The organism is Mesorhizobium sp. M1273 (assembly GCF_040318195.1).
GTDB lineage: Bacteria > Pseudomonadota > Alphaproteobacteria > Rhizobiales > Rhizobiaceae > Mesorhizobium.
On the sequence record NZ_JAMYLV010000024.1, the window covers coordinates 61,606 to 82,521 of the forward strand.

The window sequence follows — 20,916 nt, forward strand, 5'->3', positions numbered from 1 at the left end:
AGAAATCTTCAAGCTTCAGTCGCGCTTGTCAACATCAGGACGCGGCAGGATCCGCCTGCCAACGGTTTGCTTTCCGGCCGGTGACCGGTAGTAGCTCCATAGGACAGGGGATCACGCTTTCTTGCGGCGACGCAGAAGGTGTGAGTTCCAAGCCCTGTCTATTTCAGCAATTGGATTGTGGCCCCTTTACGAGTGCTTCAGAACTTCATTCCAATTTTAGGTTTGCGAGCTAGGCTAGGAGCGTAATGCCGGCGTATGAAAGGCAGATGTCGGGAGGAACCGCGCCACGGCGCGCGCTTTCGCGCGCCCTGCTTTTCGCATTGTTGTGCTCTACGGCACTTGTTGCCGAAACCGGAAGTGCGGCAGCCTTCGAGATTTTCGGCATCAAGCTGTGGGGATCCAAAGACGAAGATGCCGATATCGTCGACCCGCTGCGCTATGCGGTGACGATCGAGGCGCCGGACGCCGACAAGGATCTCGCCGAGAAGCTCGAAAACGCCTCGGCGTTGAAGGCCGACGAGGAACACCCGGTATCCGGTTCTCTCGGCCTGCTGGCCAAGGCGCGCAGCGACCGTGAACAACTTGTTGCCGCACTCTACACTGACGCCCGCTACGAGGGTGTCGTCACCATCACTATTCAGGGCAAGCCGCTCGACGATCTGCCGCCCGATGCCGAGTTTTCGGGTCCGCAGCCGATACCGGTGGTGATAAGCATAGCAGCCGGGCCGAAATTCACGCTTGGCAACATCAGGCTGGAAGGCGATGCGGCGGGGCTGGCAAGTGCCGATTTCGGTCTGATCGCCGGCGGTGACGCCAGTTCGGGCGCCGTGCTCAAGGCCGAGGCGGCGATCGTGCGGGCACTCAAGCAAGAAGGCAGGCCGCTGGCCAAGGTGACGGGCCGCGAGATCGTCGCCGAGCACGCCGGTTCGACGCTCGACGTGACGCTTGCCGTCGCGGCCGGCCCGGTCGCCGGCTATGGCGACACCACTGTCGAGGGCACGGAAAAGGTCGACCGCGACTTCACCGAATATATGACCGGCCTTAAGCGCGGCCGCCAATATTCGCCCGATGAGATCGACGATGCGCGCGACCGGCTGCTCGGGCTCGAGGTCTTCAACAGCGTGACGGTGAAGGAAGCCGACGCACTCGACGCCGAGGGCAACATCCCGATCGGTGTCCAGGTAAGCGAACGCAAGCCGCGCTATTTCGGCATTGGCGGCAGCTTCTCAAACACCGAAGGGCTGGGCCTCGAAGGCTATTGGGGGCATCGCAATCTGTTTGGCCGCGCCGAAAAGCTGCGCATCGACGGCAAGATCAGCGGCATCGGCAGCAACGACTTGACCCAGCTCAATTACAATGCCGGCGTCATGTTCGAAAAGCCGGGCGTGGTCGGGCCGGCGTCGAAATTCATTGCCAGCGTCAATACCGTGCTGGAACACCCCGACGCCTACGACCATTTCTCGGTCAAGGGCAGCACCGGCCTATCCTACGAATTGGACAAGAAGCAGACGGTTTCCGCGCAAGTCGCGCTGGATTATTCGAGGATCCACGACGCTTTCGGCAAGCACACCTATCTGATCGCCAGCATTCCACTGCAATATGTCTACGACAATCGCGACAGTAAGCTCAATCCGACCCGGGGCTTCAGGGTGCTGGCCTATGGTGAGCCGAGCTACGACATTTTGGGCGGGGCTGCGTTTGTCAAGCTGAAGGGCGAGGGGTCGGCCTACCAGTCACTCGATTCGGCCTCGAAATTCGTTTTCGCCGAACGTGTCGCCATCGGCTCCATCATCGGCGCCAGTCTTCAAGATGTTCCGGCAGATCGACGCTTCTACTCAGGCGGCGGCGGTTCGGTGCGCGGCTATGCCTATCAAGGCATCGGCCCGAAGGACAGCAATGGAGAACCGATCGGCGGGCTTTCCTTCTTTGAGACCTCGGTCGAGATGCGCATCGCCGTCACCGACAAGATCGGCGTCGTGCCGTTCGTCGATGCCGGCACGGTGTCGACCAGGCAGGTCCCCGATTTTTCGGACATGAAGGTCGGCGCGGGTGTAGGCTTGCGCTATCTGACGGCGTTCGGGCCGCTGCGCGTCGACGCGGCGGTGCCTCTCAACCGCGGTCCTGACGATCCTCATTTCGGCATTTATGCCGGCATCGGCCAGGCATTCTGATGGCAATATTCAGGCGCATCCTCCGTATTCTTTTCTACACGCTGCTCATCGTCGTGGCAGCGGCGGTGGGGGCGCTCGTCGTGCTGACCAAAACCGAGCGCGGCCGCGAAAACCTTGCCGGCATCATCTCGACCATGGCCTCGACCGGCGACCGCAAGGTGACTGTCGTCGGCATCGACGGCATCTGGTCGGGCGCGCTGAGGGTCGATCATGTCGTTCTGGAGGATCGCGAAGGCGCCTGGATGGTGGCGCGCAACGTGGCCGTCGACTGGTCGCCGCTGGCACTCCTGTCGAAGAGCTTCAGCGCCGATCGCATTGGGGCCGAGCGTATCGAGTTGGCAAGGCTGCCGGTGGCCAATACACAGCCGAGCCAAAGCGGAGCGACGACGCTGCCGGTTTCCATCGACGTCAGGCAACTCGACCTTCCCGAAATCGCGCTCGGGCAGGCTCTGGCCGGCAGCGGTGTGGCCGAACTTGCAGCCAAGGGAGCGCTCAAGGCGGACGCCTCTCCATTGGCGATCGAGACCAACCTCAACATCGTTCGCCACGACGGCAAGCAAGGCACGGTCGACGCCAAAGCCCATTTCGCGCCGGCCGACAACAAGCTCGACCTCGACCTTAAGGCATCCGAGCCGGCCGGCGGCATCATCGCCAACCTGCTCAACCTGCCGGGCGCGCCGCCGGTCAACATTGTCGTTTCCGGCACCGGACCGCTCGCCAACTGGAATGGCATCGGGACCTTCGTTGTCGACGGCCGGATCGTCACCCAGCTTACCGGTCGCCATCAGCTCACCGACAAGGGTCATTATGTCGAGGCCAACGGCGATGGCGAATTCGAGCGCTTCCTGCCCGAAACCCTGAAACCGCTGTTTGCCGGCAAGACCACCTTCGACCTCGCCGGCACGGCGACCGCGGCCGGCGGCGTCGATGTCGAGCGCGCCAATATCGACAGCGGCGCCTTGCACGCGACCGCCGCCGGCATTGTCGATCCGAACGGCGCCAGCGACCTTTCGGTGAAGCTCGCCGCAAAGGGGCCGCCGATCGTGCTCAGCCTCGGCAGCGAGGCGCAACCGATAACCGTGGCAATCAAGGATGCCACGGCCCGCGCTTTCGGCGATGGCAAGGCGCCGATGGTGGATATCGGCGCGTCGCTGGTCTCGGTGGTGGCGGGCGGCACGCGGGTGGACGACCTGATCGGGCAAGTGCATTCCGATGGTTTCGACATCCAGAACCGTAACGGGCCGGTCACCATCAAGCTGACGGCGGCCGACCTGAACACCGACGTTGCGACTTTGGCGCCGCTGATAACGGGCAGGGTCAGCGCCGGTCTCGCCGGCTCCGTCAGCAAGGAACAGATTGTCGTCGACGAAGGCACGCTACGCAGCGACGCGCTCAATGCGTCCGTAACAGCCACAGTGGCGCTTGCCGATCTGTCAATGACGCTCAAGATGAATGCCGACGCGGCTTCGACGGCGCTGCCGCCGCAAATCAGCTCGGTTCTCGGCGAGCGCGTGCAGTTTTCCGCAACCGCGACACGCGACCCGGACGGTGCGTTCGCCGCCAACGCATTGCAACTCACCTCCGGCACGCTTAGCGCCAGCGGCACCGCCAGTGTGCAAGGCACCGATATCCGAGCCGATATCAAGGGTACGCTGGGCGACGTGTCGGTGCTGTCGCCGCTGGTCGGCGCCAACGTCGGCGGCGCCGTCGGTTTCGGGCTTACCGCAAGCGGCGCGCGCAGCGCACCGGATTTCTCGGTTTCGGCCAACAGCGACAGCCTGACGGCGTCCGGCCATACGGTGAAGCAGATCAGGCTGAGCGCGAGCGGCAAGGCCGATATCGCCAGTCCCGCCGCCGATGTCTCGCTGACCGGCTCGGTCGACGACCAGCCGCTCGACCTCAAGGCATCGCTGGTCACAACCGACGGCAAGCGCTCCATCAATGGACTTGCCGTCTCGTTAGCCGACAACAAGGTCTCCGGCGACCTCGGGCTCGACGACAACCTGCTGCCGCTCGGCACGTTGACCCTCGATGCCGCCGATATTGCTCCGCTGGCCGCACTCACAGGCCAGTCGGTAGCCGGCGACGTGCGCGGCACCATCCGCTTTGCGAACGACAACGGAGCGCCGACGGTCGCGATCGATGCGACGAGCACCGTGATTTCGCGCGGCGAACTGGCGGCGAAGACAATCGCCGTCAACGCGCTGGTCGCCAATTATCTCAAAGCACCGGCAATCGCCGGCAAGATCAAGGCCGACACGATCACCTCTGGACCCACGGTGATCAGCGGCATCGATGTCGACCTGAAGCGCGATGGCGACTGGACCGGCTTTAGCGGCGGCGCCACGGTCGCCGGCATTCCGGCCAGCGCGTCCGGGCGGGTCAGGGTTGCGAACGGCACCACCAGCATCGAGCTTGCCTCGGGCGAGGCGACCATCCGCGGCATCAAGGCAGCTGTCGCGCAGCCATCAGCGCTGACAATCGCCAATGGCAGGGTGAGCATAGAGAAATTGGCGCTCGGTGTCGGCGGTGGTTCGGTTGCCGTGTCGGGTACGGCCGGCCAGACGCTTGATCTCGCTGCCACCTTGTCGGCGGTGCCGGCAGCGCTTGCCAATGATTTTTCACCGGGTCTCGATGCCGTGGGCGTGCTCAGCGGCACCGCGCAGGTCACCGGATCGTCGGCTGCCCCAGATATTCGCTTCACCGCCCGGCTCAACGGCGCCGAAACCAGCCAGACCCGGCAGGCTGGGCTCGGGCCGCTGGATCTCGACGCAGCAGGCCGTTTCTCGTCGGCCAGCGGCCTGGCCATCGAGCAGGCGACGCTTGCCGGCGAGAAGATCTCCGGCAAGGCAGCCGGCACCATCAATCCGAACGGTGCCAGCGATTTTTCGCTCCACCTGGCCTCTACCGGTCCGAGCCTGCCGTTGTCGCTTGGCAGCAAGGAGAGCCCGATCAAGCTCGTGCTACAGGCGATATCGCTAACGGCGGCCGGGCAGGGCGCCCAGCCGAAGCTCGACATTTCCGCGACGCTGCCATCGGCCGCCACCAATCTAGCTATGATCGAGGGCATCACGCTTGCGCTGCACTCCGATCGCTTTGACGTGAAAGCCCGGAGCGGGCCGATCTCCGGCACCGTGACTGCCGAAAAAATCGGCATCGACAATCCGACTATCGCGCCGCTGATCGCCGGCAAGGTCACCGCCAAACTCGCCGGCAGCCTTGCCGCCGATGCCATCGTCATCGATAGCGGCACGGTGACCAGCGACGCATTGAACAGCGGCTTCAACGGGCGGGTCTCGCTGGCCGACGGCGCCATCGACCTCAATGTCAAGGCGGACGCCGCCTCGGCGGCGCTGCCGGCGGCGGTGCGTGGCGTGCTCGCCGAGCGAACGCAATTCAGTGCCGCGCTGAAGCGGGATGCCAACGGCAATGTCACCGCCAACGCGATCAGGCTGTCATCAGGCGCGCTGACCGCAGACGGGCAGGCGAGCCTTGCCGATAACAAGCTGAGCGCCGACGTCAAAGGCGCACTAGGCGACGTCTCGCTGCTATCCAAGGATGCCGGAGGCGCTATTTCTTTCGCGCTGAATGCGCAAGGCGCCAGTACCGCACCGGATCTATCGCTGACTGTCAACAGCGACAAGCTTTCGGTGGCCGCGCGTGAGATCACGGGATTGAAGCTCACCGCCACCGGCAAGGCTGATGCGGCCAACCCCGCCGCGAATGTGCAACTCACCGGAAACGTCGGCGGCCAACCGCTGCAGGGTAGTGCCGTGCTGGCGACATCGGACGGCAAACGCGCCATCAACGGGCTTTTGCTGTCGCTCGGCAAGAACCGTATTTCCGGCGACCTGGCGCTTGACGATGCCTTCCTGCCGGCCGGCACCGTGGCGCTCGACCTGCCCGATATCGGTCCGCTTGCGGCCCTGGCACTGGAAAAGGCCGATGGCGATGTGCGCGGCACGATCGCCTTCTCCAAGGCGGGTACCGTGCCGCAAGTCGCCGTCAAGGCGACGACGGCCTCGATCTCGCGCGGCGATGTCTCGGCCAAGGCCGTGAGCATCGATGCGCTGATCGCCAACTATCTGGCGGCACCGGTGATCTCGGGCAAAATCCGTGCCGACAGCGTAACTTCCGGCGGAACGGCTATTCGGGGCGTCAACGTCGATCTCAAGCGCGACGGCGAATGGACCGGCTTTTCCGGTGGCGCCACCGTCAAGGATATTCCGCTGAGGGCGGCCGGCCGGGTCAAGGCGGTCAAGGGCACGACGACGGTCGAACTTGCCTCCGGCGAGGCGACCATCCGCGGCATCAAGGCGGCCATCGCCCAGGCCTCGACCATCAACATCGCCAATGGAGTGACCAGCCTCGACAGGCTGGTGCTCAACCTCGGCGGCGGCACGGCGACGATCACGGGCAAGGCTGGGCAGGCGTTCGACCTCAACGCGACGCTGGCCCGCGTCCCGATCTCGATAGCCAACAGTTTTTCGCCGGGCCTCGATGCCGCCGGTTCCATCTCGGGCACGGTGAAGGTGACGGGCGCGCCGGCCAATCCGGCCGTTGCCTTCAAGATCGACGCCGCAGGCGTTCAGACGTCGCAGACCCGTGGTGCAGGTTTCGGCGGCATGGGCGTTTCATCCTCAGGTACGTATTCGGGCAACAGACTGACCTTCGACGCCAACATGAGCGATGCCGCCGGCCTCGGCCTCAAGGGCGGCGGCACGATGACGACATCAGGCGCGCCCACCCTTGATCTCAACTTTTCCGGCAAGGTGCCGTTCGCCTTCCTCACCAGGACACTCGCCGCGCAAGGCCTGTCCCTCAGCGGCACGGCCGACGTCGATGTGCAGGTGCGCGGCCCGGCGACGTCGCCGGTGATCTCAGGCACGGTCCGCACGTCGGGCGCCCGTCTGGTCGATGCGCGATCGGGGCTTGCGATCAACGACATCACTGCCGATGTCGCTATCGGCAATGGCGTGGCCAGGATCAACCGCCTGACCGGCACGCTGTCGACACGCGGCAGCCTTTCGGCCAGCGGCACCGTCGGCATCGATCCGGCAAAAGGTTTTCCGGCCGACCTGTCGGTCAAGCTCGTCGATGGCCGCTATACCGACGGCAAGGTGGTCACCGCCAATCTTGGCGGCGACCTGACCGTCAAGGGACCGCTCACCTCCGCGCCGGTGATTTCCGGTACGGTCAACCTGGCCAAGACCGTCATCACCGTACCCGAAAAGCTGCCCGGCTCGCTGGCCGAGCTCAACGTCAAGCACAAGAATGCGCCGGCCGCCGTGCGTGCGCAGGACAAGGCGTTGCGCCCGGCCGCTGCAAGCAGTGGCGGCGGCGGCAACGGCCTCAATCTCGACGTCACGGTCAATGCGCCGAGCCAGATCTTCATCCAGGGCAGGGGTGTCGACGCCGAGCTCGGCGGTTCGCTGCGGCTGACCGGCCCGGCATCGTCACCCCAGGCGGTCGGCACCTTCACCTTGCGGCGCGGACGGTTGACGATCCTTGCCAAGCGGCTGACCTTCACGGAAGGCACCGTCGGCTTTTCCGGCTCTCTGGTGCCCTACCTCAATCTCACGGCGCAATCGAAGACGACCAGCGCCACCGTGACTATCGTGGTGTCAGGCGAGGCGAACAACCCGAAATTCACCTTCTCCTCGGTACCCGCGCTGCCGGAGGATGAGGTGCTGGCGCAGCTGATCTTCGGCCGTTCGATGTCGAACCTGTCGCCGCTGCAGATCGCGCAGCTTGCCGAGGCTGCCGGACAACTGGCCGGCGTCGGCGGCTCGACCTCACTGCTGCAGAACCTGCGCAGCGCAATCGGCGTCGACGATCTCGACGTAATCACCGATGAACAGGGTGGCACCGCCGTCTCGGCGGGCAAGTATCTCAACGACCGTACCTATGTGACGATCCAGAAGGGCGACAGGCCGGGCTCGGGCAAGGCAACCGTCGATCTCGACGTTGGGCGCGGCGTCAAGCTGCGTGGCGAGGCAACCGACGCCGGCGAAGCAAAAGGCGGTGTTTTCTACGAACGGGAATATTGAAACCGGCCGTTCGCGCAGAACAACTGGTTGCCTGAGAACGAGTGGCGCAGCGGCGAATGTCCCAGTTTAATTGCCTGTGGGGATTTCGGACGAAATCCCTGGCGCAGTAGCAAATTTGCGCCAAGACTGTCGTTATCGCGCGAACCGCCCTGCTTTCAAAGTTGCACATTCCTTGGCATGTTCCCAATCCCTGCCGTCTTTGACATCATGGCGAGGATGCGGAATGTTAAAAGGCAGAAAGCCAACAATGGGAGTAAGTCATGACGATCTACAAGAGTAACGGCGACCGCGTTCCCGATCACATCCTGGCCATGGCCGAAGACGCCAAGGCAGGCAAGATGGATCGTCGCGAATTTCTAGCTCTCGCCAGCGTCTTCGGCGCGTCGACGGCGATGGCCTATGGCATGCTTGGCCTTGCAGACCCGACGCCGGCCAAGGCGGAAGAGGTCCAGGGCAAGAAAGGCGGCGTATTGAAGGTCGCGCAATGGATCAAGGATCCGAAGGATCCGCGCAAGGCCGACTGGTCGGAAATCGCCAATGCCGAGCGCCAGGCGCTCGAGCCGCTGGTCAAATACACCACCGAATACACGTTCCGCCCCTATCTGCTGGAGAGCTGGGACGTGAATGACGACGCTACCGAATACACGCTGCATGTGCGCAAGGGCGTCACCTGGAACAACGGCGATCCGTTCTCCGCAGACGACGTCATCTTCAACCTCAAGCGTTGGGCCGACAAGAAAGCCGAAGGCAATTCCATGCCCGGTCGCCTCGGTTCGCTGGTCAAGGATGACAAGCTGGATGAGAGCGCGGTTACCAAGGTCGACGATCACACGGTCAAGCTGACGCTCAGCAAGCCGGATATCGCCCTCATTCCCAACGTGTGCGACTATCCCGGCCTTATCGTCCACAAGACCTTCGACGAGAAGGGCGGCGACTTCAAGTCCTGCCCGATCGGAACCGGCCCGTTCGAGTTGGTCTCCTACGATGTCGGCCAGAAAGTGGTCTACAAGCGCCGCGAAGACAACAAATGGTGGGATGGTGACGTCTTCCTCGACGGCATCGAGTTCATCGACTACGGCACCGATCCGGCGGCGATGGTCAGCGCTTTCGAGGCAGGCGAGGTGCACACCAACTTCGAGACGTCGGCCGACTATGTGTCGATCCTCGACGGCATGGATTTGGTGAAGTCGGAGATCGTCACCGCCTCGACGATCGTCTGCCGTACCAATGTGACCAACAAGCCTTACGGCGACCAGAAGGTTCGCAACGCCCTGCAGCTCGCGGTCGACAACAATGTCGTCCTGCAACTCGGCTACGGCAATGCCGGCACGGTTGCCGAAAACCACCATGTCGCCCCGATCCATCCGGAATACTATGAATTGCCGAAGATTGCTCGCGACCCGGCCAAGGCAAAGGCGCTGATGGCCGAAGCCGGCCAGGCCGATTTCGAGCACGAACTGATCACGGTCGACGAAGACTGGCACAAGAACACAGGCGATGCGATCGCCGCGCAGATGCGCGACGCCGGCATCAAGGTCAAGCGTACGGTGCTGCCGGGTTCGACCTTCTGGAACGACTGGACGAAGTATCCGCTGTCGATGACCAACTGGAACATGCGGCCGCTCGGCGTCCAGGTTCTGGCGATCGGCTATCGCACAGGTGAGGCCTGGAACGAGACGGCCTGGTCGAATCCGGAGTGGGATGCCAAGCTCAACGCTGCGCTGGCAGTTGCCGACGCCGCCAAGCGCAAGGAAATGATGAAGGATATCGAGCAGATCCTGCAGGATTCCGGCATTATCATCCAGCCTTATTGGCGCAAGCTCTACAGCCATTCGGTCAAGGCGGTGCAGAACTACAAGATGCACCCGACCTTCGAGCGCGACTACGGCAAGGTCTGGCTCGACCAGGCCTGACCGGACGATCCGGAAGGGGGCGTCTCGCCCCTTTCCCTCGCTCTTTGCATGGTCCTTGGACCGGAAGTCGGCGCAGCAAAAAGTTGCGGACTCTTCGGCCTGGGTCTGCAATAAAAAGGGTATTGCATCTGGGACTGGTCTGAAGGCTTGTTCTGCCGCTGGCGGCAGCGCACGGCTTGCAAACCGGTTCCACCCCCCAACCCGACCGGCAGGGGACCGCCATGCTTTCTTTCGTTATCAGGCGTCTCGGCACCATGGCAGTGACGATGCTGTGCCTGACGATGATCGTCTTCTTCCTGGTCAATCTCGGGCCTAATCTGAAGAAGCTCGCGATCAGCCAGACCGAAATGCACACATCCGCCGAGCAGCTTGAGGCTTGGCTGGTCAACCATGGCTATCGGCAGAATTTCTTTATCCGCTACGGTCAATGGCTGGGCATCATGCCCAAGCAGCCGGTGACCGACCCGGCGACCGGCAAGCCCGCACAGCGTTTCTCCTTCTGCAACGATCCGGTCGTGCCGACATTCTCCGGCATCCTGCAAGGCGATTTCGGTTGCTCGACCAAGTTCAAGACGACGGTCGCTTCGAAACTCTTTCCGGCGCTCAGCGCCACCGGCATCCTGATGCTCTGCGTGCTGGCCGTAATGGTGCCGATCTCGCTTTTGATCGGTATTCTCGCCGGTATGCGCGAGGGTTCACGCACCGACCGCACATTGTCGGTGGCTTCGATCGCCTCGACGGCGACGCCCGAATATGTTTCGGGCGTCATCTTCACCGTGATCTTTGCCTCCTGGCTCGGCGTGCTGAACGGTTCGGCGGCCTCGGCCAGCCAGGGCATCACCTTCTATAATTTCACCTTGCCGGTGATGACGCTGGCGATCTACGGCATCGGCTACATCGCTCGCATGACCCGCGCCTCGATGGTCGAGGTGATGACCCAGCAATATATCCGAACCGCCCGGCTGAAGGGCCTCTCCTTCGGCAGCGTGGTGATAAAGCACGCTCTGCGCAACGCCCTGATCGCGCCATTCACGGTCATCATGCTGCAGTTCCCCTGGCTGCTCACCGGCGTCGTCATCGTCGAGGTGATGTTCCGCTACCAGGGGTTCGGCTACACCCTGGTCGAGGCCGCCGGCAACAACGACATCGATCTTCTGCTCGGCTGCTCGCTGGTCTCGGTGTTTATCGTCCTGATCACACAGCTCATCTCCGATGTCGGCTACGCGTTCCTCAATCCGCGCATCAGAGTTCAATAGGAGACCGGGCGGATGCAGGTCGAATATCTCAGCGCCTTCAACGTCGTACTCGGCGTGCTTGCCCGCTTCTGGCCGGTCTGGATCGCTCTCGCCCTGGTGATGGGGGCGAGCTTCGGCTACAAGAAGAAGCTAGGCCTTTACGGCCAGCTTTTCGACAGCGGCGTCGGCATCGTCGGCGTCGGCATCTGCCTGTTCTGGCTGTTTACGGCGATCTTCGCGTCGACTATCTCACCCTTCGATCCGCTCGCCCAAGTGCCGATCATGAAGGACGCGCTGCCGGGCGCAATCGAGCCGGCGTCGAAACTTGTATACTATTTCGGCGGCGACAAGCTCGCCCGCGACGTGTTCTCCCGCATGGTCTATGGCAGCCAGATCGTGCTGATCATCGCGCCGGCGGCGACCGGTTTTGCGCTGATGGTCGGCATTACGCTCGGCCTGCCGGCCGGCTATTATGGCGGCAAGATCGATACGGTGCTGTCCTTCCTCGCCAACCTTGTGCTGGCCTTCCCGGTGATCCTCCTGTTCTACCTGCTGGTGACGCCGGGCATCATGGACACGCCGATCCCCTACGCGATGGCAGGGCTGTTCTTCCTGTTTCCGATCATCTTCTTCAGTGTGCTGTTCTGGACACGCTACAAGAACCGCCCCGACCGCCTCTATATCCTGCTTGGCCTGACGTTGGTACTTGGCGGCTGGATCTATGCAGGCCTTGTCTTCGATGCCGATCCGTTCAAGATCATCCACATCGATCCCAACCAGCTCAACATCTTCGTGGCGGTGGTGTTCGCCTCCAGCCCCGGCGTGTTCCGCATCGTGCGCGGCCTGGTCATGGATATCAAAACGCGCGACTATGTTGCGGCGGCACAAACGCGCGGTGAATCGCCCTGGTACATCATGCTGTGGGAGATATTGCCCAATGCGCGCGGGCCGCTTATCGTCGACGCCTGCCTGCGCATCGGCTACACCACGATCCTGCTCGGTACGCTCGGCTATTTCGGGCTGGGACTGGCGCCGGAAAGCCCGGACTGGGGCACGGCGATCAAGGATGCAAGCCGGCTGCTGCGCTCCTTCATCCACCCGGCGCTGCCGCCGACGATCGCATTGATGTCGTTCGTGCTCGGCCTCAACCTCCTGGCGGATTCGCTGCGCGAACAGTCTATGAAGGATTGATGCCGGCAAAGATTGACGCCGGGAAGATCGATGCCGGGTTCGGCCCGACATGCCTGAAGAACAAGGATTGGAGCGACCCATGAATGAGGCAGTTCGAAATCCCGCCAAGCCGACGAATGGCCCGATCATCGAGATCGAGAACCTGTCGATCTCCTTCTTCACCCGCAAGGGCGAGATCCCGGCGGTCATGGATTTTTCCTGCACGGTCATGCCCGGCGAGGCGATGGGTATTGTCGGCGAATCCGGCTGCGGCAAGTCGACCGTGTCGCTCGGCATCATGCGCGACCTCTCCAACATCGGAAAGATCGTCGGCGGAAAGATCAAATTCCAGGGCAAGGACATGGGAGAATTGTCCGACGAGGAACTGCGCGCCATCCGCGGCAACAAGATCGCGATGATCTACCAGGAACCGATGGCCAGCCTGAACCCGGCGATGAAGGTCGGCCAGCAGCTGATGGAAGTGCCACTGATCCACGACAAGGTGTCGAAGGACGAAGCTTACAAACGCGCCTTGGAAATGGTGCGCGCGGTGAAGCTGCCGGATCCCGAGCGCATGATGCGTTCCTACCCGCACCAGCTTTCCGGCGGTCAGCAGCAGCGCATCGTCATTGCCATGGCGCTGCTGTCGAAGCCGGCGCTGCTTCTGCTCGACGAGCCGACGACAGCGCTCGACGTGACGGTGGAGGCCGGCATCGTCGACCTGGTCAAGGGGCTGGGCGAGAAGTTCGGCACCTCGATGATCTTCGTGTCGCACAACCTCGGCCTGATCCTGGAGACCTGCGACCGCATCACGGTGATGTATTCGGGCGAAGCGGTGGAGACCGGCAAGATCAAGGACGTCTTCGACCGGATGCGCCATCCTTACACGCAAGGCCTGTTCCGCTCGATCCCGTTGCCGGGCGCCGACAAGAATTCGCGGCCGCTGATATCCATCCCGGGGCAGTTGCCGCTACCGCACGAGCGGCCGAAGGGCTGCAATTTCGGCCCGCGCTGCCACCATTTCGTCGAGGGCGTCTGCAACGCCGCCGAAATTCCGATGATCGCGGTCGAAGGCCATGACGGGCATTTCTCGCGCTGTGTGCGCTTCAACGAGATCGACTGGGAGGCGCTGCCACCCGGCGCCAAGAAGGTCAACGAGCGGGTGGTGCCCGGTGCGCCGGTGCTCCAGATCGAAGACCTCCGGAAGTACTACAAGGTCGGCGGCAGCGAAGTGTTCGGCTCGAGCGAGGGCCGTGTCGTCAAGGCCAACGAGACGATCTCGTTCATGGCGCGCGAATCCGAGACCGTCGCGATCGTCGGCGAATCCGGCTGCGGAAAATCGACCCTGGCCAAGGTGCTGCTCGGCCTCGAAACGGCAAGCTCCGGCCGCGTCAAGCTCGGCAATAAGGAGATCCAGTCGACCGGGATCGAGAAGCGCAGCGTCGACACGGTGTCGTCGATCCAGATGGTGTTCCAAAATCCGTTCGACACGCTCAATCCCAGCCATTCGGTCGGTTCGCAGATCATCCGTACGCTGGAAAAGTTCAACGTCGGCGACACGGTGGCCGACCGCCGCAAGCGAATGCTGGAATTGCTCGACCTGGTGAAGCTGCCGAGGGCGTTCGAGTCGCGCAAGCCGCGCCAGCTTTCAGGCGGCCAGAAACAGCGCATCGGCGTTGCGCGTGCCTTTGCCGGCGACGCCAAGGTGGTGGTGGCCGACGAGCCGGTCTCGGCACTGGATGTGTCGGTCCAGGCCGCGGTGACCGAGCTCTTGATGGACATCCAGCGCAAGAACAAGACGACGATGCTGTTCATCAGCCACGATCTGTCGGTGGTGCGCTACATCGCCGACCGCGTCGTCGTCATGTATCTCGGCTATATCGTTGAGCAAGGCACGACCGACCAGATATTCGCGCCGCCCTATCACCCCTATACCGAGGCATTGCTGTCGGCGATCCCGATCGCCGACACAAGCGTGGTCAAGAAGCACATCGTGCTGGAGGGCGACATCCCTTCGGCGATGAACCCGCCGTCCGGCTGTCCGTTCCAGACGCGCTGCGGCTACAAGAAACTGGTGCCGGACAACCTTTGCGAAACCATGGTGCCGCCAGTCAAAAATCTCGGCGACGGCCATATGAGCCTGTGCTGGCTGTCCGACGACGTGCTGGCGAAAATGGAGCCGGTGATCAAATTCGACAAGGAGCACGCCGCAAATGAGGGCGTGCCGGATGATGCAAACCACGGTGTTGGCCCGGGCTTTGCCGGAGATCCGCCCAAGCGCCCGCATGGAAAGACTGGCAGCGTTGAAGCCGATGCCGAGGGCCAGGCAGTGGAGAATGCCGAAGCGGTCGCCAAAGCCCGCCGTCACGAGGTTCGCGACGAGGTTTCAGAGACCGGCACCTCAAGCTCTGCCGACAGCGCGGTGGCACCAATCATGCCGCCGACTGTCGGCGACGGCCGACAGGCCGAGGACGCCACGCGCAAGCCGCGCAAACCCAAGGGCGGCTGAGAGCCGTTAATAGGCTAGACTAGGGCGCGCATTGCCGTAGCTGCGCGGCGTAGTCCTGCGCCATCTGTTCGGTGGCATGCGCATAGCGCTGCACGTCGGCGTCGCCGCGATTGCCGCGCTTATAGGCATTCCAGCCGAGATAGTAGGCGAGATACAGATTGTAGGTGTCGTTGCGGGCGACGCCGAGGGTCTCGGCGGTCTTGGAATGATACCAGCCGACGAAATCGACGGCATCGGCAAACCTGGTGCGGCGCGCCGCCCAGCTGCCGGTCTCGTTCTGGTATTGCGCCCAGGTGCCGTCGAGCGCCTGCGAGAAGCCGGTGGCGCTGGAGATATGTTTCCAGGGAATGAAGCCCAGCAGCTTGGTGCGCGGCGGCCTTGCGTTGCTCTTGAAGCCGGATTCCTTGCGCACCGTCGCCATCAGCACGGGAACCGGCACACCGTATTTCTGCTCGGTCCGTTGTGCCGCCGCCTGCCAATTGTCGAACCAGCCGTCATTCTGGTCGAAAACGGCGCACACATCGTTGATATGGTTCGGTGGCGTCGCGCAGGCCGAAAGCGCCAGCGGCGCGGCAATCGCTATAATTTTACTAAAACTCGACCTACGCATCGGAAGAGCATTAGGCCGAAAACATAAAAGGAATCTTGCTGTCTTCCTTAACGGCTCATCGGCCGCTTTGGCCGACACTGAGCAGGTATAAACATTCCGACGTTTGTTGTCGCTTTTACCGATGTGAAATTCCCGGAATGCCGCCTTGGCTAAAATCACGCCCGCAGGTGGCGGATTCTTGACAGCTCGATCCTCGTGCCGGCGCTTTGATGCGCGGCATGAGCGAACCAAGACGCAAGCGCGGCGCCGAGCGAACCAGCAACAGGGGACCGACCGCCATCCCGCAACTGCCGCTCAGGCGGGTGACAAATCCTTATCCGCCGATGGCGATGCTCTCGGCCGACCAGATCGAGGCGATCCACCAGGCGTCGATGCATATCCTGGAGAATTTCGGCATCGAGGTGATGAGCCCGCGGGCGCTGTCGCTGTTCGAGAAGGCCGGGGCCAAGGTCGATCATGCCACGATGAACGTCCGCATCGATCGCGGCATGATCGAGGAAGCGCTGAAGACGACGCAGTCCAGTTATACGCTGACGCCGCGCAATCCCGCCCATGCCGTCCACCTCGGCGGCAATACCATCAACTTCACGCTCGTCGCCGGGCCGCCGAATGTGCACGACATGGAGCGCGGCCGCCGTGCCGGCAATTTGCGCGATTATTCCGATCTCGTCCGGCTGGCGCAGCATTTCAACTGCATCCACATGCTAGGCAACCAGGTCTGCGCGCCGGTAGAATTGCCGGCGAATTCCCGTCATCTCGACACCTATTTCGCCAATCTGACACTGACCGACAAAAGCTTTCACGTCTCGGCCATCGGCCGCGGCAGGGCGCTCGACGGCATCGAAATGATGGCAATCGCGCGCGGACTGACGCTTGATGAGATGCGCCACGATCCCGGCGTCACCACGATCATTTCGGTCAATTCGCCGCGCCGCTTCGACGAGATGATGGCCGAGGGGCTGATGACGATGGCCGAGTTCGGCCAGTCGGTGGCGGTAACGCCATTCACGCTGATGGGAGCGATGAGCCCGGTGACGCTTGCCGGCGCGCTCGCCCAGCAGAATGCCGAGGCGCTGTTCGGCGTGGTGCTGACGCAGCTCGTCCGCCCCGGCGCGCCGGTGATGTATGGCGCCTTCACCTCCAATGTCGATATGAAATCGGGAGCGCCGGCGTTCGGCACGCCTGAAAATACCAAGGCGAATATCGCGTCCGGACAGTTGGCGCGGCGTTACAACCTGCCTTATCGCACAACGCCGGGCTCGGCTTCCAATGCCGCCGACGCGCAAGGCGCCTATGAGACGCTGATGGCGCTGTGGGGCGCGGTGCTCGGCCATGGCAACCTCGTCTACCATGCCGCCGGCTGGCAAGAGGGCGGACTGACAGCGTCGTTCGAAAAGTTCATCATCGACGTCGAGATGATCCAGCACATGATGGAGTTTTTGCGCCCGATCGAGGTCAACGAGGCCGAGCTTGCCGTCGAGGCTCTGGGTGCGGTTCCGACCGGCGGCCACTTCTTCGGCGAGCCGCACACGCTGGAGCGCTACGCCACGGCCTTCTACCAGCCGATGCTGTCCAACTGGCAGAATTTCGAGGCTTGGCAGGAAGCTGGTGGGCTAGACGCCACGGCGCGAGCGACGAGGCTGTGGAAGAAGGCGCTGGAGGACTATGTCGAGCCGGTGATGGAAATCTCCAGACGCGAGGCGCTTGAGGCGTACGTGGCCAAGCGCAAGGAAGCGATCGGGGTGGGCGAGCCTTAAGCGCCGCTCGTCTTGTTCGGCTTCATTCTCTTCTCCTCCAGAATCATGAAACCCATCCAACTCTTTGAAACGACGAGAATCCCATGAAATCGCATGCAAAGGTCGTTGTTATCGGCGGTGGCGTTGTCGGGTGCTCCGTGCTGTTCCATCTGGCCCGGCACGGCTGGACAGACATCGTGCTTCTGGAGCGCGATGAATTAACCTCCGGCTCGACCTGGCATGCCGCCGGCGGCATGCACACGATCAATGGCGATCCCAATGTCGCCAAGCTGCAGAAATACACAATCTCGCTCTACAAGGAGATCGAGGAACTGTCCGGCCAGGCGACCGGCGTGCATTTGACTGGCGGCGTCTTGCTGGCAGCGACGGAGGCGCGGCTCGACTGGCTGCGCGGCGTCGTCGCCAAGGGCCGCTATCTCGGCATCGAACTCGAGGAGATATCGCCTGATGAGGCGGCCGAGCTGATGCCGTTGCTCGTTCCCAAGCAGTTCGTCGGTGCCGTGCGCAACAAGGAGGACGGTCATCTCGACCCGTCCGGCGTTACCCACGCCTACGCCAAGGCGGCGAGGAAGCTTGGTGCCGAGGTCGAGCGTTTCACCAAGGTCGAGGACATTGTGCGGCGCGCCGACGGGTTGTGGCGCGTCATCACCAACAAGGGCGAGGTTGTGGCCGAATATGTCGTCAATGCCGGCGGCCTGTGGGCGCGTGAGGTCGGCCGCATGGTCGGGCTGGAGCTGCCGGTGCTGGCGATGGAGCACATGTACCTGATCACCGAGGACATGCCGGAGGTCGCCGCCTGGAACCAGAAGACCGGCACGGAGATCATCCATGCGGTCGACTTCGACGGCGAGCTCTATCTGCGCCAGGAACGCGGCGGCATGCTGATGGGCACTTATGAAAAGGCCAACAAGCCATGGTCCGAATTCCAGACGCCATGGAATTTCGGCCACGAACTGCTGGAGCCCGATATCGACCGCATCGCACCGTCGCTGGAGGTTGGCTTCCGGCATTTCCCGGCGTTCCAGAACACCGGCATCAAGCAGATCATCAACGGACCCTTCACCTTCGCGCCGGACGGCAATCCGCTGGTCGGGCCGGTGCGCGGCCTGCCGGGGTTCTGGGTGGCCTGTGGTGTCATGGCGGGATTCTCGCAGGGCGGCGGCGTCGGCCTGGCGCTGTCGAACTGGATGATCGAGGGCGATCCCGGCGCCGACATCTGGGCGATGGATGTGTCACGCTACGGTGACTGGGCCACGATGGCCTATACCAACGCCAAGGTGCGCGAGAATTATTCGCGGCGGTTTTCGATCCGCTTCCCGAACGAGGAACTGCCGGCTGGGCGACCGCTCAAGACGACGCCGGTCTATGGTCTGTTGTCGGCCGAGGGCGCGCAATGGGGCGTCGCCTATGGGCTGGAAGTGCCGCTGTGGTATGCGCCCGAAGGGGTCAAGGACGAATTCTCCTGGCGCCGCTCGAGCGACTTCGAGCATGTCGCGAAAGAAGTGGAGACGGTTCGGCAACGCGTTGGTCTGTCGGAAATCTCGTCATTCGCCAAATACAGAGTGACCGGTGAGGGCGCAGCAACCTGGCTCGACAGTATGCTCGCGTGCAAATTGCCAAGGCCCGGCCGCATGACGCTGGCGCCGATGCTGAAGGAAGACGGCAGGTTGATCGGCGATTTCACGCTGGCCAATCTCGGCGGTCCAAATTCTGCAAGCAAGGATTGGTTCCTGGCCGGCAGCGGTGTCGCCGAGCAGTACCACATGCGCTGGTTCGAAGCGCATCTGCCGAAGGACGGCTCTGTTAGCATCGAGGCGCTGGGAGCAAAACTCACCGGCCTGTCGATCGCCGGACCGAGCGCGCGGAACCTTCTTGAAAAGGTCACACGATCTGACGTGTCGAATACGGCCTTTCCGTTCATGGCCATCAGCAGGATGGATATCGGCATGGCACCGTGCCTGGTCGGGCGCGTCAGCTACACCGGCGACCTCGGCTACGAAATCTGGGTGGCGCCGGAATATCAGCGTGCCGCCTATCAGGCGCTGATGGCGGCGGGCGAGGAATTCGGCATCGGCCTGTTCGGCTCGCGCGCGCTCAATGCGCTGCGGCTCGAGAAGAATTACGGCTCATGGGCGCGCGAATACCGGCCGATCTATGGGCCGCTGGAGGCCGGCCTCGACCGCTTCGTCGCCTATGGCAAAGAGGCCGATTTCATCGGCAAGCAGGCAGCACTGGCAGAGCGCAAGCAAGGCGGCAGACTGCGGTTGCGGGCCTTTGTCGTCGATGCTGCCGATGCCGACGTCATCGGCGACGAGCCAATCTGGTATGGCGGTGCCGTGCGCGGCTGGGTCACGTCGGGTGGCTACGCGCATCATTCAAAAAAGTCCGTCGCCATCGGTTACGTGCCGAAAGAGATCGCCGATGAGGCCAACGGTTTCGAGATCGAGCTATTGGGCAAGCGTTACGCCGCACGTATGCAGCAGACACCGCTGTTCGACGCCAATTTCGAGCGGATGCGCGGTTGAGGAACCGAGTGGCATGGCGAAGTCGCCGTGCCGGTGGCACGATGAAAGGGGGAGGACGATTTCGCGATAGTGAAAATTCTTTCGCGCGGTGACCTTTGGTTTTATTGTCGAGCTGCGGCGGAAGGCTGGGCAATTGCTTCGGAGGTCCACCATGCCCGATGTGTATGCGCAGATCACAACCGCTGATCCGGCTGTTGTCGCGGTTCTTATCAACGCGATGGAGTTGCGGGCCGCAGACCCGCGCCAGAAGGCAATCCGCCACTCGTTTTTCTCCTCGATCGATTTTCCGGAAAGGGCACGCGTCCTCGAAGGCGGCTGCGGCTCGGGACCGATCAGTCGCGAGCTTGCGCGCTGGCCGGGGGTGAACGAGGTTGTTGGGCTCGATCCGTCGCCGATATTTCTGGCGAAGGCGCGCGAGCTTGCCGCGGATATCCCCAACCTGAACTTCGTCGAAGGGGATGCCAGGTCGCTGCCGCACGAGGACAACTCGTTCGATGTGGTCATCTTCCATACCTGCCTGACCCATGTGCCCGGTCCCGAAAAGGCCCTGACGGAATCGTTGCGCGTGCTTCGCCCAGGCGGCTGCCTGGCGATCTTCGACGGCGATTACGCGACGACGACGGTCGCCATCGGCGATCATGATCCGCTGCAGGATTGCGTGGATGCCGCAATGGCGGCGCTGGTGAATGACCGCTGGCTGACGCGCCGGCTGCCGCTGCTGGCGAAATCGGCGGGCTTTGTCGTCGAAAAATTCGACAGCTACGGCTACGCCCAAATTGCCGCGCCCGACTACATGCTGACTCTGGTCGATCGCGGCGCCGATATTCTGGCCGGCTGGAAGCGACTCGACAAGGCGCTTGGCGACGGGCTGAAGCACGAGGCGCGCCGGCGTGTCGAAGCCGGAGAGTTCTTCGGGTTCATCGCCTTCGCGGGCCTGATTGCGCGCAAGTCGGCCTGAGCGCGCGCTGATCCGCCC

Annotated in this window: 10 protein-coding genes; 9 read left to right on the forward strand and 1 reads right to left on the reverse strand. The window is 62.8% G+C overall.

The annotated features are described in order from the left end of the window. Positions 1-245: 245 nt before the first annotated feature. The 6 genes from NKH30_RS22880 to NKH30_RS22905 all read left to right on the forward strand — a co-directional run bounded on the left by NKH30_RS22880 (position 246) and on the right by NKH30_RS22905 (position 15,048). The gene (locus NKH30_RS22880) at positions 246-2,171 is read left to right on the forward strand and encodes an autotransporter assembly complex protein TamA (protein ID WP_352997179.1); all 1,926 of its coding nucleotides are present in this window, start codon (positions 246-248) and stop codon (positions 2,169-2,171) included. Next, positions 2,171-8,221: a translocation/assembly module TamB domain-containing protein gene (locus NKH30_RS22885; protein ID WP_352997181.1), complete on the forward strand. Its 6,051-nt coding sequence runs from the start codon at positions 2,171-2,173 to the stop codon at positions 8,219-8,221. The genes NKH30_RS22880 and NKH30_RS22885 overlap by 1 nt, the downstream gene beginning before the upstream one ends. 260 nt (positions 8,222-8,481) lie before the next feature. Next, on the forward strand, positions 8,482-10,134 hold the full coding sequence (locus NKH30_RS22890) for an ABC transporter substrate-binding protein (RefSeq protein ID WP_352473524.1): 1,653 nt from the start codon (positions 8,482-8,484) through the stop codon (positions 10,132-10,134). A 221-nt stretch (positions 10,135-10,355) separates the two neighbouring features. Beyond that, positions 10,356-11,390 carry an ABC transporter permease gene (locus NKH30_RS22895; protein WP_352453204.1) on the forward strand — a complete coding sequence of 345 codons (1,035 nt, stop codon included), beginning with the start codon at positions 10,356-10,358 and terminating at the stop codon, positions 11,388-11,390. A gap of 12 nt (positions 11,391-11,402) precedes the next feature. Continuing rightward, the gene (locus tag NKH30_RS22900; RefSeq protein WP_352473527.1) at positions 11,403-12,560 is read left to right on the forward strand and encodes an ABC transporter permease; all 1,158 of its coding nucleotides are present in this window, start codon (positions 11,403-11,405) and stop codon (positions 12,558-12,560) included. Positions 12,561-12,639: 79 nt separating this feature from the next. Beyond that, on the forward strand, positions 12,640-15,048 hold the full coding sequence (locus NKH30_RS22905; protein ID WP_352769165.1) for a dipeptide ABC transporter ATP-binding protein: 2,409 nt from the start codon (positions 12,640-12,642) through the stop codon (positions 15,046-15,048). A gap of 19 nt (positions 15,049-15,067) precedes the next feature. Here NKH30_RS22905 and NKH30_RS22910 read toward each other — a convergent pair whose 3' ends face one another. Continuing rightward, on the reverse strand, positions 15,068-15,658 hold the full coding sequence (locus NKH30_RS22910) for a transglycosylase SLT domain-containing protein (protein WP_352779134.1): 591 nt from the start codon (positions 15,656-15,658) through the stop codon (positions 15,068-15,070). Positions 15,659-15,876: 218 nt separating this feature from the next. Here NKH30_RS22910 and NKH30_RS22915 point away from each other — a divergent pair, with 218 nt between their 5' ends. The 3 genes from NKH30_RS22915 to NKH30_RS22925 all read left to right on the forward strand — a co-directional run bounded on the left by NKH30_RS22915 (position 15,877) and on the right by NKH30_RS22925 (position 20,898). Continuing rightward, entirely contained in the window at positions 15,877-17,415 is a 1,539-nt protein-coding gene (locus NKH30_RS22915; protein ID WP_352997183.1) for a trimethylamine methyltransferase family protein, read from the forward strand. Between the two features lie 83 nt (positions 17,416-17,498). Further along, on the forward strand, positions 17,499-19,940 hold the full coding sequence (locus NKH30_RS22920; protein ID WP_352997185.1) for a GcvT family protein: 2,442 nt from the start codon (positions 17,499-17,501) through the stop codon (positions 19,938-19,940). A 151-nt stretch (positions 19,941-20,091) separates the two neighbouring features. Next, positions 20,092-20,898, forward strand: coding sequence for a class I SAM-dependent methyltransferase (locus NKH30_RS22925; RefSeq protein ID WP_352473532.1), 807 nt, complete (start codon positions 20,092-20,094; stop codon positions 20,896-20,898). The last annotated feature ends 18 nt before the right edge of the window (positions 20,899-20,916 follow it).

What these genes read in the sequence shown, in the direction of transcription:
- NKH30_RS22880 (WP_352997179.1), top strand. Translation starts at nt 246, where the DNA reads ATGCCGGCGTATGAAAGGCAGATGTCGGGAGGAACCGCGCCACGGCGC.
- NKH30_RS22885 (WP_352997181.1), top strand. Translation starts at nt 2,171, where the DNA reads ATGGCAATATTCAGGCGCATCCTCCGTATTCTTTTCTACACGCTGCTC.
- NKH30_RS22890 (WP_352473524.1), top strand. Translation starts at nt 8,482, where the DNA reads ATGACGATCTACAAGAGTAACGGCGACCGCGTTCCCGATCACATCCTG.
- NKH30_RS22895 (WP_352453204.1), top strand. Translation starts at nt 10,356, where the DNA reads ATGCTTTCTTTCGTTATCAGGCGTCTCGGCACCATGGCAGTGACGATG.
- NKH30_RS22900 (WP_352473527.1), top strand. Translation starts at nt 11,403, where the DNA reads ATGCAGGTCGAATATCTCAGCGCCTTCAACGTCGTACTCGGCGTGCTT.
- NKH30_RS22905 (WP_352769165.1), top strand. Translation starts at nt 12,640, where the DNA reads ATGAATGAGGCAGTTCGAAATCCCGCCAAGCCGACGAATGGCCCGATC.
- NKH30_RS22910 (WP_352779134.1), bottom strand. Translation starts at nt 15,658, where the DNA reads ATGCGTAGGTCGAGTTTTAGTAAAATTATAGCGATTGCCGCGCCGCTG.
- NKH30_RS22915 (WP_352997183.1), top strand. Translation starts at nt 15,877, where the DNA reads ATGAGCGAACCAAGACGCAAGCGCGGCGCCGAGCGAACCAGCAACAGG.
- NKH30_RS22920 (WP_352997185.1), top strand. Translation starts at nt 17,499, where the DNA reads ATGAAATCGCATGCAAAGGTCGTTGTTATCGGCGGTGGCGTTGTCGGG.
- NKH30_RS22925 (WP_352473532.1), top strand. Translation starts at nt 20,092, where the DNA reads ATGCCCGATGTGTATGCGCAGATCACAACCGCTGATCCGGCTGTTGTC.